Below are 16,219 nucleotides of genomic sequence, written 5' to 3'. Positions count from 1 at the left end.
TTTGCAATTGGCGAGACCGATGACGCGGTATAGGGTACGGGCGATGAACCCGTCACGTCCCGTACCCAACACCACCGCAACCTCTGGCCCTGCCGAAACCCAACAGCGGGTGCGCCCGCCGCGGCCGCTGCGCCCGGCCGAGTTGCAGGACTGGCTCAACAGCCGGATCTATCATCCGCTGTCGTGGCGCCTGGCCTGGGCACTGGCACCCACGCCGATCACGCCCAACATGGTTTCGGTGTTCGGGGCCGTCATGGTGGTGGCCGCCGGCGTGGTCTATTGCCAGCCGGGCTGGCCTTGGATGGCCTTGCTGGGACTGGCCCTGCATCTGAGCTGGCACGTGGTGGATGGCGCCGATGGCGATCTGGCGCGCCTGACCGGACGCAGCGGGCCCAATGGCGAAATGGTCGACGGGCTGTGCGATTATGGCAGCCACACCGTGGTATATCTTTTGCTGGGCTGGTGGTTGCAGCAGCATGTCAGCCCATGGTGCTGGATCGCGGTCGTGGGCGCGGGCCTGAGCCGGATCGTCCAGGCCAACCATTATGAAGTGCAGCGGCGGCAATACCAGTGGTGGGCCTATGGCAACCCGTGGCTGCGCCAGGATGACGTGTCGATCACCGGGCCGGGCACCGCACTGGCCCGCCTCTATCTCTTGCTGGGCCGCGCCCTGGCGCCCGGCGGAGTTGCGGTGGATGCCGCCTATGACCGGCTGGCCACGGATCCGGCCGGCACCGCAAACGCGCGCGCGATCGCCCGGGGCCATGCCCGCGATCTGCTGCCGGCGTGGCGCATCCTGGGCGCCAACAGCCGCACGATCCTGCTGGGGGTGGCCATGCTGGCCGGCTCGCCGCTCTATTATTTCCTGTTCGAAGCGGTGGTGCTCAATATCGTGCTGCTGGCATCGATTGCCCATGCCAGCGGCGCCGCGCGGCGGCTGGAGCATGATTTTGCCAGTGCGACAACCGATAGCGTTGCCGCGCGCTGAACCGCCGAGGGCGCGCGCCCAAGCGTTTTCAGTGTGCGACAAGTCGAGCGCAAAGTTGCAATGCAGCTGCAGTATGGCAGTCATAATGTAACAACCACACCGGGCTCCATTGCCATGGCCCGAGGATTGCTCTATTTTGGCGCCTTCCGGTCCGGACCGTCCGGGTTCCACTCATTCTTCCTTGTTTGAAGGCGGGGTGGGCAGCACCGCGAAAAGACAGTTTCGTTTGAGTGTCAGGCAGGTACCTGGCTGTTATCAGCATGGGCCACCGCCATGACCGCAGGAGAATTACCTAAAATGCCATCGATCAAAGTCGCGGTTATTGGCGTCGGCAACTGCGCCAGTTCACTGGTTCAGGGTGTTTTCTATTACAAGAACAACAACTCTTCCCAAGGCCTGATCCATGATGTCATCGGCGACTATGTGCCGGGCGACGTTGAATTCGTTCTCGGGGTCGATGTCGATGCTCGCAAGGTGGGCAAGGATCTGGGCGAGGCGATCTTCGCTGCCCCGAACAACACCACCGTGTTCTACAAGGACGTGCCGACCACCGGCGCCAAGGTGATGCGCGGCCGCGTGCTCGACGGCGTTGCCGACCACATGACCGTCGCCGGTGAGCGCGGTTTCATCGTGGCCGAGGGTGAAGACCCGAGCCAGGCCGACATCGTGGCCGCGCTCAAGGAATCGGGCGCCGAAATCCTGCTCAACTTCCTGCCGGTCGGCTCGCAGAAGGCCAGCGAATTCTACATGGAATGCGCGCTGGAAGCGGGCGTTGCCGTGGTGAACTGCATCCCCGTGTTCATCGCCAGCAACCCGGAATGGGAAGCGCGCTTCCGCGCTGCCGGCCTGCCGATCGTGGGTGACGACATCAAGGCCCAGGTTGGCGCCACCATCGTGCACCGCACGCTCTCGACGCTGTTTTCGGCGCGCGGCGTGACCACCGAGCGCACCTATCAGCTCAACACCGGCGGCAACACCGACTTCCTCAACATGCTCGACCGCCATCGCCTGTCGAGCAAGAAGGAATCGAAGACCGAAGCCGTGCAGGCCATGCTGGCCCAGCGCCTGGCTGAAGAAAACATCCTGATCGGCCCGTCGGAATACGTTCCGTGGCAGAAGGACAACAAGATCTGCTTCCTGCGCATGGAAGGCGTGCAGTGGGGCAACGTTCCGGTGAACCTGGAACTGCGCCTGTCGGTGGAAGACAGCCCCAATGCAGCCGCTTGCGTGATGGACGCGATCCGTTGCTGCAAGGTGGCGCTGGAACGCGGTGAAGGCGGCGCGCTGATCGGCCCGTCGGCCTATTTCTGCAAGCACCCGCCCGAACAGTTCATCGACGATGTCGCGCTGCGCATGGTCGATGAATATATCGCTGCCGTGCCGCAGGCAGCCGAATAAGCATGGAAACTGCTGCCGTGTCGCGGGCCCGCCCATGGCGCCGCCGTGCCGCGGCATGCGGTTATCCTGGCTGCTGGACTGGGATCGCGCTTGCGCGATCTCAGCCAGTCCAAGCCGCTGACCCCGGTTTGCGGTTTCCCCCTGCTGGAACTGGGCGTGCGCCAGGCGGCGGCTGCCGGCATCAGCCACATCGTGGTGGTGACCGGGCACGAAGCCGCCCGCGTAGAAGCCGCCCTGCCTGATCTGGCCACCCGTTGCGGCGTGGCCATCCAGGCCGCCCGCGTGGCAGACTGGACCTTGCCCAATGGGCATTCCGTCATCGCCGGCGCGGCCTTGGTCGATGGGCCATTCCTGCTGATGATGGCCGACCACATCTTTTCCGCCGAGATTCTGCAGCGCCTGACCCATGAAGGCGCGCCGACGCGTGACGTGACGCTGGCGATCGATCGCCGGCTCGACAATCCCCTGGTCGATCCTGACGACGCCACCTGGGTGCGCACGCGGCCCGATGGCAGCATCGCGGCGATCGGCAAGACCATCTTTCCGTATGACGCGGTGGATTGCGGCGCCTTCCTGGCGACGGCGGCCCTGCCCGCCGCGATTGCCCAGGCTGTGGCCATGGGTCGCCCCGGATCACTTTCCGATGGCATGCAGGTGCTGGCCGACGCTGGCCGCGCCGCAACTATGGAAATCGATGGCGCCTGGTGGATCGACGTGGACGACCCGCGTGCCCATGCCCAGGCCGAGGCCGACCTGCCCCAGGCGATCCCCGCGCTGTTCAGCCCGGCGATCTGACCGCTTTCACAGAGCAACAGCCCAAGCGCAGCGGCGGGGGATCACCCCGCCGTGGGCGCGCCGTGGTGCAAGGCGAAGGCGTGCGTGACGGCAATGAGCGCGGCGCAGCCGGCCAGGGCAAGCCAGGGCAGCCAGCCGGCGCGGCGCGTCATCGTTCCATCGCTGTTGCGGGCATAGTCTTCGACCAGGGCATGGGGAAACACGCCCTTGTCCTGCCCATAGTGGCGCCAGGCGAAGACCGGCACGATCAGCAGCAGCGCGATCAGGCCGTTGCGCAGCGTGCCTGCGCCCCACACATCCGCCCCCGCGCCCATGAAGGCCATGTTGACGAAACCGAACGTGCAGCCCAGCGCCAGGAGCCAGGTGGGGCAGCGGAACGGGCGTTCCTTGTCACCGCGATCGATGCGATGAATCCAGCCAGCCTGGAGATTGAGGAAATTGAACGCGAGGTAGCAGACGTTGCTGATCATCAGCACGGCGAAATAGTCTGACGCCAGCAGCAGGATCAGGTTGAAACCCAGGTCCGTCCACATGGCAGCAGTGGGCGCACCGTGGCTGTTCACGCGCGAGAGATAGCGCGGCAGCCAGCCATCGAGCGAAGCCTGGTAGAGCGTGCGCGACGATCCCATCATCGAGGTCATGACGATCAGCAGCAGCGACAGGATCAGCATGGCGATGAACAGGTTGGCGATCAGCACCCCGGCGTGGCTGGAGGCGACGAGGCCCAGCCCCTTGACGACGATCGAGGCCAGCGCCTGGGCCACGCCGGAACCATCGTAGATCGACGGCGAAAGCATGGCATCGAGGCCGAGCGAGGCCTGGAACGCCAGCGGCACCAGCGCGAAGACGAGGATGCACAACACGCCCGAGGCGATGATCGCGCGCGGCGTGTCGCGAGCGGGATTGCGGAACTCACGGGTGTAGCACACCGCGGTTTCAAAGCCGTAGGTGGACCAGCCGGCACCGAACATCGCACCCATCAGCAGGACCAGGCCATAGCCATTCCAGCTGCCAAAGCCGGCATGGCCCGCCGCGTCGCGCAGCATGGGCAGCAGCGGGAAGAGATGCTCGCGCGGGAGGTTGCCGGTAATGACCGGGATCAGGCCGACCAGGATGAGCGGGGCCAGGCACACGAGGCCAAGGATCTTTTGGGCTTGGGCCGCCCGCGCCGCACCGCCATGTTGCAAGGCGAAGGTGAGCAGCAGGAACGCAGTGGCGATCAGCGAGACCGCATTGATGCGCAAAGACAGGCCGGGGCGCACGAAGCCGAGATCGACCAGCTTGATCTGCCAGGTCATGATCGCCGCATCGGGCGCGAACAGGCTGGCCATGATGTAGCCGGCGGCCAGGCTGGTAGCGAGGGTCAGCACTGGCGACCAGGCCAGCCAATTGGCCCAGATCGAGATCGGGGCGACAAAGCGGCTGTAGGGCAGCCAGGCCGCCGCGCCATAGACCGAGGCGCCGCCCGACTTGTGCGGATAGAGCCCGGCAATCTCGGCATAGACGAAGCTCTGGATGAACCCCATGAGGATCGAGGCGATCCAGACCACCCAGCTTGGCTGGCCGATGGTGGCGGCAATGCCACCCATGGTGAGCAGAACGCCCGCCGGAACACCCGACGACGCCCAGAACGCCCCCTTCCAATCGAGCGAGCGATGCAGCTCCCCGGCAGGGGCAGCCAGGGTGATCGCGGAGGTCATCGCGGGGTCTTCACCGATCATCGCTGCTGCGTTTCCCAGTTGGGGTGGACGTAGTAAGGCTCGTTGGACGGCGGCAGGAGCGGGTTGCCGAGGATGTGATCGGCCGCCTTTTCCCCGATCATGATCGTGGGCGCGTTGAGATTACCGGTGGTGATCGAGGGCATGACCGAACTGTCGACCACGCGCAGGCCCTGGACGCCGATCACGCGCAGTTCGGGGTCGACCACCGCCAAGGGATCATCGACGCGGCCCATGCGCGCGGTGCACGAGGGATGCAGCGCGCTTTCCACCTTTTCAGCGATGAACGCATCGATCTGTTCATCGGTGACGCAATCGGCGCCGGGCTGGATTTCCCGGCCACGAAACGGCGCAAAGGCAGGCTGCTGGAAGATTTCGCGGGTGAGGCGCACGCAGGCGCGCATTTCCGCCCAATCATCCGGGTGGCTCATATAGTTGAAGCGGATCACCGGCTTTTCGCGGGGATCGGCGCTGCGCAGCGTGACAGTGCCCCGGCTTTTCGAGCGCATCGGCCCGACGTGGGCCTGGAAACCATGCTCCGTGGCGAGCGAGGAGCCGTCGTAATTGATGGCCATCGGGAAGAAGTGATACTGGATATCGGGATAGCGGATGCCGGCGCGGCTGCGGATGAAACCGCAGGATTCAAAGTGGTTCGACGCGCCAAGGCCGGTACGCCGAAGCAGCCATTCCAGGCCCACCTTGGCCTTGCCGACCAGATTGGCGTGGCCGAACAGGGTGATCGGCTGGGTGCAAGCCATCTGGAAATAGAATTCCAGGTGATCCTGCAAGTTGGCGCCGACGCCGGCGCGATCGGCCAGCACCGGGATGCCATGGCTGGCCAGTTCCTGGGCCGGGCCGATGCCCGACAGCTTGAGCAGTTGCACCGAGTTGATCGGCCCGCCCGAGAGGATTACCTCGCGCCCGGCGCGCGCCGTGTGCAGCGTGCCGCCGCGTTCGTACTCTACGCCTACCGCTCGGGTGCCGTCGAACAGGATGCGGGTGGCCAGCGCATGCTGCACCACCGTGAGATTGGGCCGCTTGACCGCATCATAGAGGTGCGCCTTGGCCGAGGAGCAGCGCTCGCCCTTGCGCACGGTCATGTCCATGCGGCCAAAGCCTTCCTGCTGAAAGGCGTTGTAATCCTCGGTCGGCTGGTAACCGGCCTGCTGCGCCGCTTCCATCCAGGCGTGGTGCAGCGGATTGTCGAGGGTGCCATAGGTGGTGGAAAGGGGCCCGTCGCCGCCGCGATAGGCATTGCCGCCCTCTGCGCGGGTTTCCGCGCGCTTGAAATAGGGCAACACCTGGGCATAGCCCCAGCCGCGCGCACCCTGATCCTCCCAGCTTTCGAAATCGAGTGGATTGCCGCGCACATAGACGAGGCCATTGATCGATGACGATCCGCCCAGGCCCTTGCCGCGCGGACAGTGCAGGCGGCGGTTGTTGAGGTGTGGTTCGGGCTCGCTTTCATAGCGCCAGTTCCAGCGCGTGGTGTTCATCGGATAGGCGAGCGCGGCGGGCATCTGGATATAGATCGAGCGATCCGATCCGCCGAATTCCAGCAGCAGCACGCGATGGCGGCCATCGGCGGTGAGCCGGTTGGCCAGCACGCAACCGGCCGATCCGGCGCCGACGATCACATAATCGAACACCTCGCCCGCATCAGCATCAGTAGGGGGCATCGATCGGCTCCATGGCGACATAGACGCTCTTGAGGCGCGTATAGTGCTCGATGGCGGCGCGGCTGTTCTCGCGGCCCAGGCCCGATTGCTTGACCCCGCCGAACGGCAATTCGATCGGGGTGATGTTATAAGTGTTGATCCAGCAGGTGCCGGCATCGAGCGCGGCCACGACGCGATGGGCGCGGGTCAGATCCTGGGTGAACACCGCGCCGGCCAGACCGAATTCGGTGGCATTGGCGCGTTCGATCACCTCGGCCTCGTCGGTGAAAGGCAGGACGGCCATGACCGGGCCGAAGATTTCCTCCTGGACGATCACCATCTCGTCGTTGCAGGCGGCAAAGATGGTGGGGGCAACGAACGCCCCCTTGTCGCAGCCGTTGGCGAGCACGCGATGGCCGCCAGTGACGAGCGTGGCGCCTTCGGCCTTGCCCTTGGCAATATAGCCCAGCACCTTTTCCATGTGGGCCTGGCTGATCAGCGCGCCGACATGGGTGGCCGGATCGGCGGGATCGCCCACGATCATCGCCTCGGTCCGCGCTTTTAGCCGGGCGAGGAAATCATCCATCACGCTGGCATGCACAAACACGCGCGTGCCGTTGGAACAGACTTCACCGGCCGAGTAGAAATTGGCCAGGAGCGCGCCCGAGACGGCATTGTCGAGATCGGCATCGGGAAACACGATCAGCGGGCTCTTGCCGCCCAGTTCGAGCGTGACCTGCTTGAGCGTGGCGGCAGCGTCGGCCATCACCTTGCGGCCCGTGCCGACTTCTCCGGTAAGAGATATCTTGGCAATGCCGGGGTGGCGCGAGAGCAACTGGCCAGTGGCAGCAAAGCCCTGAACGACCTGGAACACGCCTTCGGGCACGCCAGCCTCGAGATAGATTTTTTCCAGCTCGATCGCGGTGAGCGGGGTCAATTCGGCGGGCTTGAAGATCATCGCATTGCCGCAGGCCAGCGCGGGCGCGCTCTTCCAGCAGGCGATCTGCAGCGGATAGTTCCACGCGCCGATCCCGGCGGTGACGCCCAGCGGCTCGCGCCGGGTATAGCCGAACGCGCCGGGGCCGAGATCGACGTGCTCGCCGGCAATCGTGGCTGCCACGTTGGCATAGTATTCGATGCAATCGGCACCCGAAAGCACATCGACCGCGATGGTTTCCTGGATCGGCTTGCCGGTGTCGCGGGTTTCCAAGAGCGCAAGTTCATCGTTGCGGGCGCGCAGGATATCGACCGCCCGGCGCAGCACGCGGCCCCGCTCGGTACCGGTCAGGCGAGCCCACTGCCGCTGCCCAGCGCGGGCGCGGGCCACGGCGGCATCGATTTCGGCGGCGCCGGCGATGGGGATGGTGGCGAGCACCTCACCCGTGGCGGGGTTGATCGTATCGAAAGAAGCCGGTGCCATCGTGCCCTCTGTCTGGCGTTATGTGCCCACAGAATACGGCAAGCCGGCTTGGAATCAATTTTGCCGTGCAAATCGCAATTTTGTAATGCTGAAAAATATCCTTTTAAAACATAATGGTATTTTCCGACCTTCATCACCGAGACCGATATAGTGCATAAAGTTTGCTTATGCTGGTAGTCATGCTCACAGCTGCGGGGGATCGGCCGTGCCGCGCCACAGCCGGCGCCGCACCCGATTCCAATCGGGCACGCCCCATTCATGACCGCAGGCATGGCCCACGATACTGTCGAGCGGATTGGCATCATCGAGCAGCATGTCCTGCGGCGTAAGTGGTTCGCGTTCGCGCGTGCAGAAGAACGCCGTCACATGGGGGCCCGTGTCCGTGCGGCGCCCAGGCTGGACCAAGGCCAGGCGGTTGCTGCGCAAACGCACCACCATGCCGGGCGGAAACACCCCGATGCTTTGCATGAAGGCAAACAGCAGGTCGCGATCGAAATGCCCTTCCCATCCCCACATCGCCGCGAGCGCCTCTACCGGCGTCCACGCCTGCTTGTAGATACGGTCGGACGTGAGCGCGTCGTAGCAATCGCAGATCGCGCCAAGGGCCGCGGCGCGGCTGATCTCGCCCGCGTGCAGGCCGGTAGGATAGCCCTTGCCATCCTGCCGTTCATGGTGATGCCGGCAGACATCAAGCGCGGTGGGGCAGACATCGCCTGATGCCGCAAGCAGGCGAAAGCCATGTTCGGGATGATCGCGGACGAGGGCGAATTCTTCCTGCGTGAGGCTGGCCGGCTTGTTCAGCACGTCTTGCGGGATACCGATCTTGCCCAGATCGTGGAGCAGGCCAGCCTGGCCATAGTCGCGGGTTTCCTCGGCGCTGAGGCCAAGGAACGTGGCGGCGTTGATCATCAGGGTGCACACCGCCACCGAATGGGCGAAGGTGTATTCGTCCTTGCTCTTGAGACGGACGACATCGATCACCGTGCGCGGGCTGCTGGAAACGGCCTCCGCAATATCTTCCACCAGCTGATGGGTATCAGCAACACGCACGGCGCGGCCCATGCGGGCATCGTCGAACAGGCCACGCATCGTCTGGCGCGCCTGGCCCACCATTTTCTGGACCTGGCGGCGGCGCTGGCGCGAGATGCTGTGCATCAGGGCATCGGCGCGATCGGGCGGTGGGGGCGCGGCACGCCGGCAACCGCGGACCGGCCCACGCGGTTCGCCCGGCATTGCAACAGCCGCGGACGCGGGCGGCGAGGGCGCCGCCGGTTCTGCCTCGTATCGGCCGCCGCGCGCCTCGTCGATGATCACGAAGGGGGCGGCACAGCCATGGACCTTGGCAAGGTCGTCAGCAGTCGAGATGACGAAACGCGTGCGCCAGAAGGGATGATCGAACCATGATCCGCCGAATCCGCAAATGAACATGCCAAGCTTGACGTGTTCGGGAGGGACATGGCGAATCATGTGCCGCAGATTGCGTGCGCGACCTTCCCCCCGGCCTAAAGCGGCCTTCAGGAAAACCCGCAGAAACATGGTTAAACGCGACGAGTGGTTGCCCCGGCGGCGCCGGCGTGGTGATAGCGTGGCATGAGCCACCCTGCCGATCTTGCCATCCGCCTGCGCCGCGCCGCCTTCAACCAGGCCGTGGCCGATGCCGATCTGGCCGCGATCGGGCCCTTGCTGGCGCCCGACGTCGTGCTGGTGACGGGCAGCGACAGCGCCGTGCTGGCCGGGCGCAAAGCACAACTCCAGGCGTGGAAGCGCGAGTTCGCCGCCAGCCCGCGCAGCATCTATCTGCGCACGCCGGCGACGATCGAGGCATCGGCGGTGGAGCCAATCGCCCTGGAACAGGGAGAGTGGCAAGGCCGCCACGCCGATAGCGGCGCGGTTTACGCCAGCGAACGCTATTGCGCCAAGTGGCGGCAAAGCGATGCAGGCTGGCTCATCATGGCCGAGATATTCGTGACCATGGCCTAACGGTCGGCACGTTCGGACGCGACGACCAGCCCTGCGGCCAGGAAGCGACCATCCGGGCCGGTGCGGGCCGGCGACCAGATCTCCCATGCCCTGCGCAGCAGTGCCCCAGCATCGGCGTTGGCGGCATAGCCGAAGCGATGCTGCCGTCCATCGGGCAGGCTGGCACAGAACCAGGCCCACCCTGGCGGCAGGCGGAGGCACGGCTGCGCGCAATTCGAAACGGACATAGTGCACCTGGGCGAGGACGTGACAGGGAATTTGCCACGTCGGTAGAGGATTTTTCCTTTTCTTGAATCGACCCTTAGGCATTTTGGCGCGAATTTGGCAGCAGTTCGACTGGATATTTAGGATTTTTCCTATATCAAATCCTCATGCCGTTGCTTTGCTCGTTCCCCTCCGCGACACGCCGCCGACGCCGTCTGCGAGGCAGTTTGTCCGGATGAATAACGGCGCAAATTCGCGCTGAATCATCTGATCTCGAACCGTGACCCGCTGCCATAGGCATCAGCTGTCGATTGGCAGCAGGCCCCAGCACGACCCACCACGCGCCGCCCCCCAGGCATACCATGAAGGAAAAATCCTGATGTCTGAGCCCGCTGATCCCACTGCCATCGCCGCTGCCGCAAAGGTTTCGCTGGCGGGGCTGACGTGGACGGAGCGAACCACCTATCGCGCGCTGGTCGAGGCGGCAGAGGCGGGCCTGCCCTGCCCCAGCAACATCGATATCGAGATGCTGTGCGGCTATAACTCGTGCTCGATGGGGCCGGTTATGGTCAAGCGGCTGGAACGCAAGGGCTTTATCCGGGTGGAGCGGTTCCAGCGCTTTCGCATCGTGGAAATCGTGGCGTCGGGTGCGCGCACCGCACGGGCCGCCAACATGCGCGCCGACCTGCCGCATATCCCCAAAGGCACGCATAGCGGCGGCCGCAGCCTGCCGACCAGCGCAGCGCCGCGGCCCAGCGATCGCAAGCCGTACCAGGCCGGCAAGGTGCTGGGCTGATGCCGCGCCCGCGCAAGGCGGTGCGCGATCGCGCGCTGGAAGAGCTGCTGCTGGCGGGCCTCGCCGAGGGCGTGACCCTGCGCAAGCTGTGCCGGCGGCACCACATTGCGCCGGGCCTGGTGCAGCGCTGGCGGCTTGAGGACAAGGACTTTGCCCGGCGCTTTGCCCTGGCGCGCGAGGCCGGGTTCGAGGCCATTGCCGAGGAAACCCTGGAAATTGCCGACGATGATGCCGGCGACGTGACCTGCAAGGAAAAGGCGGATGGCAGCGTGGCCGTGGCCAAGAACCCCGACAACGTGGCGCGGGCGCGGCTGCGGGTGGAGACGCGATTGAAACTGCTCTCGAAATGGGCACCGGGGAAATACGGCGAAAGCACCGAGACGGGCCAGGCCCAGGATTGGAGCGAGCGCCTGGCCGCCGCGCGGGCGCGCGTTTTGAAAGGGCGATAATGGGCAAAAAGGCGGCAGCAGCAAGCGATCTGGCCGACGCGATCGGCGCGTTCACCCATGATCCGCTGGGCCATGCCCTGTTTACCTATCCCTGGGGCCAGGGGCCATTGGCGGGCATGCCCGGCCCGCGCCGCTGGCAGCGCGCCGTGCTGGACGAGATCGGCACGCATCTGGCCGATCCGGCAACGCGCCACACGCCGCTGCGCCTGGCGCGGGCATCGGGCCATGGCATCGGCAAATCGGCGCTGGTGGCGATGATCGTGAAATGGGCGCTGGACACCTGCCCCGACACCCGCGTGCTGGTGACGGCCAATACCGAAAGCCAGCTCGACACCAAGACCGCGCCGGAAATCGCCAAATGGGCGCAGATGGCGCTGACCGCCCCCTGGTTTGCCCAGACGCGCCGCGCCCTGGCATCGACCGCGCCAGGGCGTGGACCATCCTGGCGCGCCGACCTGGTGACGTGGAGCGAGCACAACACCGAAGCCTTTGCCGGCCTGCACAACATGGGCCGGCGCATCGTGCTGATCTTTGACGAGGCATCGGGCATTGCCGACAAGGTGTGGGAAGTGGCGCTGGGCGCACTGACCGATGCCGATACCGAATTGATCTGGCTGGCGTTTGGCAATCCCACCCAGAATACCGGCGCGTTTCGCGAATGCTTTGCCAAGCATCGCCACCTGTGGCGCACCGCGCAGATCGACGCGCGCACAGTGGAAGGCGTCAACACCCGCTATCTGGATGAACTGGTGGCGGCCTATGGCGCCGACAGCGACGTGGTGCGCGTGCGCGTGCGCGGCCAGTTTCCCTCGAGCAGTTCGATGCAGTTCATTCCGCAAGACCTGGCCGAGGCGGCAAGGCAGCGCGCGATCCCCGCTGGCCTGCCGACCGATCCGGTGATCTTTGGCGTCGACTGCGCGCGGTTTGGCGATGATGAAAGCGTCCTTGCCATCCGTAGTGGCCGCGATGCGCGCAGCCGGGCGTGGAAAAGCTGGCGTGGGGTAGATGCCATGCAACTGGCCGGCGACATTGCCCTGGAGGCACAGCGCCATCGCCCCGATGCGATCTTTGTCGATGCCGGCAATGTCGGCGCAGCGGTGGTCGACCGGCTGCGCCAGTTGCTGGGCGACATGCCGGTGATCGAGGTGTGGTTTGGCGCCAAGGGCCGCGAGGCAGAGCTGGAGCCGGGGGTGAGCGTACCCACGGCCAACAAGCGCGCGGAAATGTGGACGCGGATGCGGGCCTGGCTGGGCCAGGGCGCCGTGCCCGACAGCGATCGGCTGCGGGACGATCTGATCGGGCCGACCTATTCCTTTGCGGCGGACGATACCCGCGTGCAGCTGGAAAAGAAGCCTGACATGAAGCGGCGGGGCCTGCCCAGCCCGGACTGGGCCGATGCCCTGGCCTGCACCTTTGCCGAGGCGGTGGGCCCGCGCGCGGTGCCGGCCTGGCTGGAGCCGGCGGTGCAACCAGACGATGGCGCGGGGCGTTACGGCGAACTCGGCTGACGCAGCAAAACCGGCGAATTTACAAAGCCCTGGCCAGCTTGGCCGGGGCTTTTTGACAGGGCCAGCCGCAGCGATTCAACCCCGCGCCGCGCCGCCATACAAGCACCATCATTCATGGAGGTGCCAAGATGTGCAGCACGCCCACCGTTCCCACCACACCCGAGCGGCAGACCCTGAAACTGCCTGACCAGGGGGCGCCCGCCGGCGCCATGGACAATGCCCGCTGGCGGCGCGCGATCCTGGCCGGGATGGTTACTTCGCCCCTCGGGCTGACCGGCAGCGCGCGGATTTCTTCGACCACGCTTGGCTCTGGAGGCACGCTTGGCTGATCCCAAATCGATCCGCGCCCATTGCGAGGCGCGCCTGGCGGGGATGAAATCCGTGCGCCAGGATTACGAGGCCGAAGCCGAGCAGATCGCGCGGTTCGCCCAGCCGGCACGCTCGCGCTTTCTAGCCGGCGGCAAGGACCGTTCCGGCGCACGGCGGCGGCAATGGAACCGCACGCTGTTCGATCCCCATGGCATCGAGGCGTTCCGCACGCTGACCAACGGCATGACCTCGGGCCTGTCGAGCGCGTCGAGGCCGTGGTTCACGCTCAAGACCGCCGATGATGACCTGATGGAGGCCGATGGCGTGCGCGCCTGGCTTTCGGCGGTCGAGCGGCGGATCTATGCCTTTCTGGCATCGACCAATTTCTATGGCGCGGCCAAGGCCGGCTATGGCGAGATGAGCCTGTTCGGCACCGAAGCCTGCGTGATGGTGGAGCATCCGCACGCGGGGGCGGTGTGCCATGCGCTGACCTTTGGCGAATACTGGATCGCGCTGTCTGACGCGCTGGTGCCCGACACACTCTATCGCACTTGCCCGATGAGCGTGCGCCAGGCGGTGGAATCCTTTGGCGCGGCGGTCTCTCCCGCCGTGCGCGCACTCTATGACCGCAGCCAGTATGAAACCGTGGTCGAGGTGTTTCACGCCATCGAGCCTGACCCCGACCACGATCCGCATCGCTTTGGTTCGAAGGCCTGGCGCAGCGTCTATTGGGAGGCCGGTGCGCGCGGGGACAGCCTGCTGAAAGTGTCGGGCTATAACGAGCAGCCGTTCTGGGCGCCACGCTGGGACGTGGTGGGGGGTGACACCTATGGCCATTCCCCCGGCATGGAAGCACTGCCAGCGCTGCGCGAATTGCAGATGCAAGCCAAGCGCCGCAACGAGGCGATCGACCAGATGGTCAAGCCCGAGAAGATCGTGCCGCCCGGTGTGCGCCTGACGGGCGAGCCGGGCCGGACCGTGACGGCATCAGGGCTGGACCGCGAGGGCGTGCTGATCCCCTATCAGATGCCCTATCAGGCCGTCGCCGCGATCGGCGAGGAAATGGACAAGTGCCGGCGCCAGATCGATGGCCTGAGCTTTGCCGACCTGTTCAACGCGATCACCAACATGCGCGGGGTGCAGCCCCGCAATGTGGAAGAAATCGCCAGCCGCAACGAGGAGAAGCTGACCCAGCTTGGCCCGGTGATCGAGCGGGTGGCCAACGAGAAGCTGCAGGTGGCGATCGATCGCACCTTTGCGATCATGAGCCGTGGCAGGATGCTGCCCCCGCCACCGCCAGCGCTGCACGGGCGCGGCGTGCGCGTGGAGTTCGTGAGCATCCTGCAACAGATGCAGCGCATGGTCGGCATTGGCCAGATCGAGCGCGTGGTCGGCTTTGTCGGCAACCTGGCCGCAGCCCATCCCGAAGTGCTCGACAAGATCGATTTCGACGAGGCGCTGGACGAATATGCCTGGCGGGCCGGCACCCCGGCGCGGATCATGCGGCCGGCAGCGCACGTGACGCAGTTGCGCGCGCAGCGCGGCGAAGCGGCCCATGCCGCGCAGGCCGCCGCGCAGATCAGCCAGATGGTGCCGGCGATGAAGGACGCGGCGGCTGCGGCAGAACTGCTCTCGCGTGCCGATGTGGGCGGCGAAAACCTGCTCAAGCGGCTGATCCAGCCGTGAGCCTGGCCGAAAGCGATGCCGCCTTCCTGATCGCGCGCCCCGAATTTCGCCGCTTCTTGCACGCAGCGATTCAAGGTGCCGGCCTGCTGGGGCAACAGGCAATGGCCAGCGGGGCTGACAGCGCCCTGCTCGCCTTCCTCGAAGGGCGGCGCAGCCTGGGTTTCGACCTGATCGCGCTGGCCCATCGTGGCCAGGAACAGGCTGTTCGCAGCCACGACCCCCTGGGCCTGACGACCCTGCAGGCCGTGCTCGATGCTGCCCTCTGTGCAAAGGAAAACCGCCTTGAGCGACCCCATCCCCGCACCCGATACGACGAACTTCCCGACTCCGACGGCACCGACGCTGGCGCCAACGACGACGCCGGCGACGGCGCCAGCGGGGGAGCCGGCCAGCGCCGCTTCGCTCCCCCCGCCGGGCGCCGCTGAACCGGCGACAGCGCCGGCAGCGATCGCCCCGGCCGGCGTGCCCGAACGCTATGACCTGGCGCTCGATGGCATGACGCTTGACCCCCAGTTGCTGCACAGCGCCGATCCGGTGCTGCGCGAGCTGGGCCTGTCGAACGATCAGGCAGGCAAGCTGCTGCCGCTGGCGCAAGGGGTGATGCAGCGCACGCAGGACGCCCTGCTGGCCCATTTTGCCGATGCCGCCGCCGCGCAAAAGCGCGCCTGGGCCGAGGAATTTGCCGCCGACCCGGAGATCGGCGGCGGGCGCCGCGCCGAAAGCGAGCATCTGGCCGCGCGTGGCCTTGATGCCCTGGGCTTTGGCGAAGGGCATCCGTTCCGCCAGGCCCTGGCCGACAGCGGCTTTGGCAACCACCCCGACATGATCCGCGCGTTCCGCCGTCTGGGCCAATTGCTCAGCGAGGACAGCGGCTTTGCCCGTGCCCATGCCGGCAGCGCCAACCAGCGCCCCGTCTGGGAACGTCTCTACCCCCAAGAAGCGAACTAAGGAGATAGCTTCATGGCCATTCTCGGCTCGAGTTACTGGAACCTGATCGACGTGCTCAAGGCCGGCGGCGACGGCCTGGGCGACGTGGTGGAGGCGCTGACCCAGCTGACGCCCTTCATGAAGGATGCCAACGTGGTGGCCTGCAACAGCGGCACCGAGCATCGTTCGACGATCCGAACCGGCCTGCCCAGTGTTTCGTGGGGCGCGCTCTATCAGGGCATCGCCCAGTCCAAGGGCAACTATACCGAAGTCAAGGACACCACCGGCTTTGTCGAGGGGCTGTCTTCGGTGGACGAGCGGCTGCTCAACCTCAAGCCCGCCGAAGCGGCCAAGCTGCGGCTGGTGGAAGGCCAGGGTTTCCT

17 protein-coding genes are annotated in these 16,219 nt (G+C 65.8%); 12 read left to right on the top strand and 5 right to left on the bottom strand.

What is annotated here, in order from left to right:
- Positions 1-19: 19 nt before the first annotated feature.
- The 3 genes from SCA01S_RS19035 to SCA01S_RS19025 all read left to right on the top strand — a co-directional run bounded on the left by SCA01S_RS19035 (position 20) and on the right by SCA01S_RS19025 (position 3,181).
- The gene (locus tag SCA01S_RS19035) at positions 20-988 is read left to right on the top strand and encodes a CDP-alcohol phosphatidyltransferase family protein (RefSeq protein WP_245652783.1); all 969 of its coding nucleotides are present in this window, start codon (positions 20-22) and stop codon (positions 986-988) included.
- Between the two features lie 297 nt (positions 989-1,285).
- On the top strand, positions 1,286-2,386 hold the full coding sequence (locus SCA01S_RS19030) for an inositol-3-phosphate synthase (protein WP_054132450.1): 1,101 nt from the start codon (positions 1,286-1,288) through the stop codon (positions 2,384-2,386).
- 45 nt (positions 2,387-2,431) lie between these two features.
- Positions 2,432-3,181 (top strand): phosphocholine cytidylyltransferase family protein, encoded by a 750-nt coding sequence (locus SCA01S_RS19025; protein WP_062788232.1) that lies wholly within the window; start codon positions 2,432-2,434, stop codon positions 3,179-3,181.
- 41 nt (positions 3,182-3,222) lie between these two features.
- Here the strand turns inward: SCA01S_RS19025 and SCA01S_RS19020 are convergent, their stop codons facing one another.
- The 4 genes from SCA01S_RS19020 to SCA01S_RS19005 all read right to left on the bottom strand — a co-directional run bounded on the left by SCA01S_RS19020 (position 3,223) and on the right by SCA01S_RS19005 (position 9,444).
- On the bottom strand, positions 3,223-4,902 hold the full coding sequence (locus SCA01S_RS19020) for a trimethylamine N-oxide permease (RefSeq protein WP_062788231.1): 1,680 nt from the start codon (positions 4,900-4,902) through the stop codon (positions 3,223-3,225).
- On the bottom strand, positions 4,899-6,578 hold the full coding sequence (gene betA / locus SCA01S_RS19015; RefSeq protein WP_062788229.1) for a choline dehydrogenase: 1,680 nt from the start codon (positions 6,576-6,578) through the stop codon (positions 4,899-4,901). Before betA ends, SCA01S_RS19020 begins: the two co-directional genes overlap by 4 nt.
- Positions 6,565-7,977, bottom strand: a complete 1,413-nt coding sequence (betB, locus tag SCA01S_RS19010; RefSeq protein WP_062788226.1) for a betaine-aldehyde dehydrogenase — start codon at positions 7,975-7,977, stop codon at positions 6,565-6,567. Before betB ends, betA begins: the two co-directional genes overlap by 14 nt.
- A 183-nt stretch (positions 7,978-8,160) precedes the next feature.
- Entirely contained in the window at positions 8,161-9,444 is a 1,284-nt protein-coding gene (locus SCA01S_RS19005; RefSeq protein WP_281191563.1) for an HD-GYP domain-containing protein, read from the bottom strand.
- Between the two features lie 123 nt (positions 9,445-9,567).
- Between SCA01S_RS19005 and SCA01S_RS19000 the strand changes: the two genes are divergently transcribed.
- Positions 9,568-9,957, top strand: coding sequence for a YybH family protein (locus SCA01S_RS19000; RefSeq protein ID WP_062788223.1), 390 nt, complete (start codon positions 9,568-9,570; stop codon positions 9,955-9,957).
- On the opposite strand, the gene SCA01S_RS18995 is transcribed toward SCA01S_RS19000, so the two are convergent.
- Positions 9,954-10,184, bottom strand: a complete 231-nt coding sequence (locus SCA01S_RS18995) for a hypothetical protein (protein ID WP_062788222.1) — start codon at positions 10,182-10,184, stop codon at positions 9,954-9,956. The genes SCA01S_RS19000 and SCA01S_RS18995 overlap by 4 nt on opposite strands.
- A gap of 356 nt (positions 10,185-10,540) precedes the next feature.
- Between SCA01S_RS18995 and SCA01S_RS18990 the strand changes: the two genes are divergently transcribed.
- The 8 genes from SCA01S_RS18990 to SCA01S_RS18955 form a co-directional block, all read left to right on the top strand.
- A complete protein-coding gene (locus SCA01S_RS18990) occupies positions 10,541-10,957 on the top strand; it encodes a helix-turn-helix domain-containing protein (protein ID WP_157089044.1) in 417 nt (138 codons plus the stop codon).
- A complete protein-coding gene (locus SCA01S_RS18985; RefSeq protein ID WP_062788220.1) occupies positions 10,957-11,406 on the top strand; it encodes a terminase small subunit-like protein in 450 nt (149 codons plus the stop codon). Before SCA01S_RS18990 ends, SCA01S_RS18985 begins: the two co-directional genes overlap by 1 nt.
- Positions 11,406-12,914 carry a hypothetical protein gene (locus tag SCA01S_RS18980; RefSeq protein WP_062788219.1) on the top strand — a complete coding sequence of 503 codons (1,509 nt, stop codon included), beginning with the start codon at positions 11,406-11,408 and terminating at the stop codon, positions 12,912-12,914. The genes SCA01S_RS18985 and SCA01S_RS18980 overlap by 1 nt, the downstream gene beginning before the upstream one ends.
- A gap of 128 nt (positions 12,915-13,042) precedes the next feature.
- Positions 13,043-13,243, top strand: coding sequence for a hypothetical protein (locus tag SCA01S_RS18975; RefSeq protein WP_062788217.1), 201 nt, complete (start codon positions 13,043-13,045; stop codon positions 13,241-13,243).
- The gene (locus tag SCA01S_RS18970; RefSeq protein WP_245652781.1) at positions 13,236-14,909 is read left to right on the top strand and encodes a portal protein; all 1,674 of its coding nucleotides are present in this window, start codon (positions 13,236-13,238) and stop codon (positions 14,907-14,909) included. The genes SCA01S_RS18975 and SCA01S_RS18970 overlap by 8 nt, the downstream gene beginning before the upstream one ends.
- On the top strand, positions 14,906-15,334 hold the full coding sequence (locus tag SCA01S_RS18965) for a hypothetical protein (protein ID WP_062788216.1): 429 nt from the start codon (positions 14,906-14,908) through the stop codon (positions 15,332-15,334). Before SCA01S_RS18970 ends, SCA01S_RS18965 begins: the two co-directional genes overlap by 4 nt.
- A 37-nt stretch (positions 15,335-15,371) precedes the next feature.
- A complete protein-coding gene (locus tag SCA01S_RS18960) occupies positions 15,372-15,857 on the top strand; it encodes a hypothetical protein (RefSeq protein ID WP_062788215.1) in 486 nt (161 codons plus the stop codon).
- 12 nt (positions 15,858-15,869) lie between these two features.
- On the top strand, positions 15,870-16,219 hold a 350-nt coding region (locus tag SCA01S_RS18955), incomplete at its 3' end, for a major capsid protein (RefSeq protein WP_369405419.1).

Source organism: Novosphingobium capsulatum NBRC 12533 (assembly GCF_001598375.1).
GTDB lineage: Bacteria > Pseudomonadota > Alphaproteobacteria > Sphingomonadales > Sphingomonadaceae > Novosphingobium > Novosphingobium capsulatum.
This window is presented reverse-complemented; position numbering and strand designations above follow the sequence as displayed.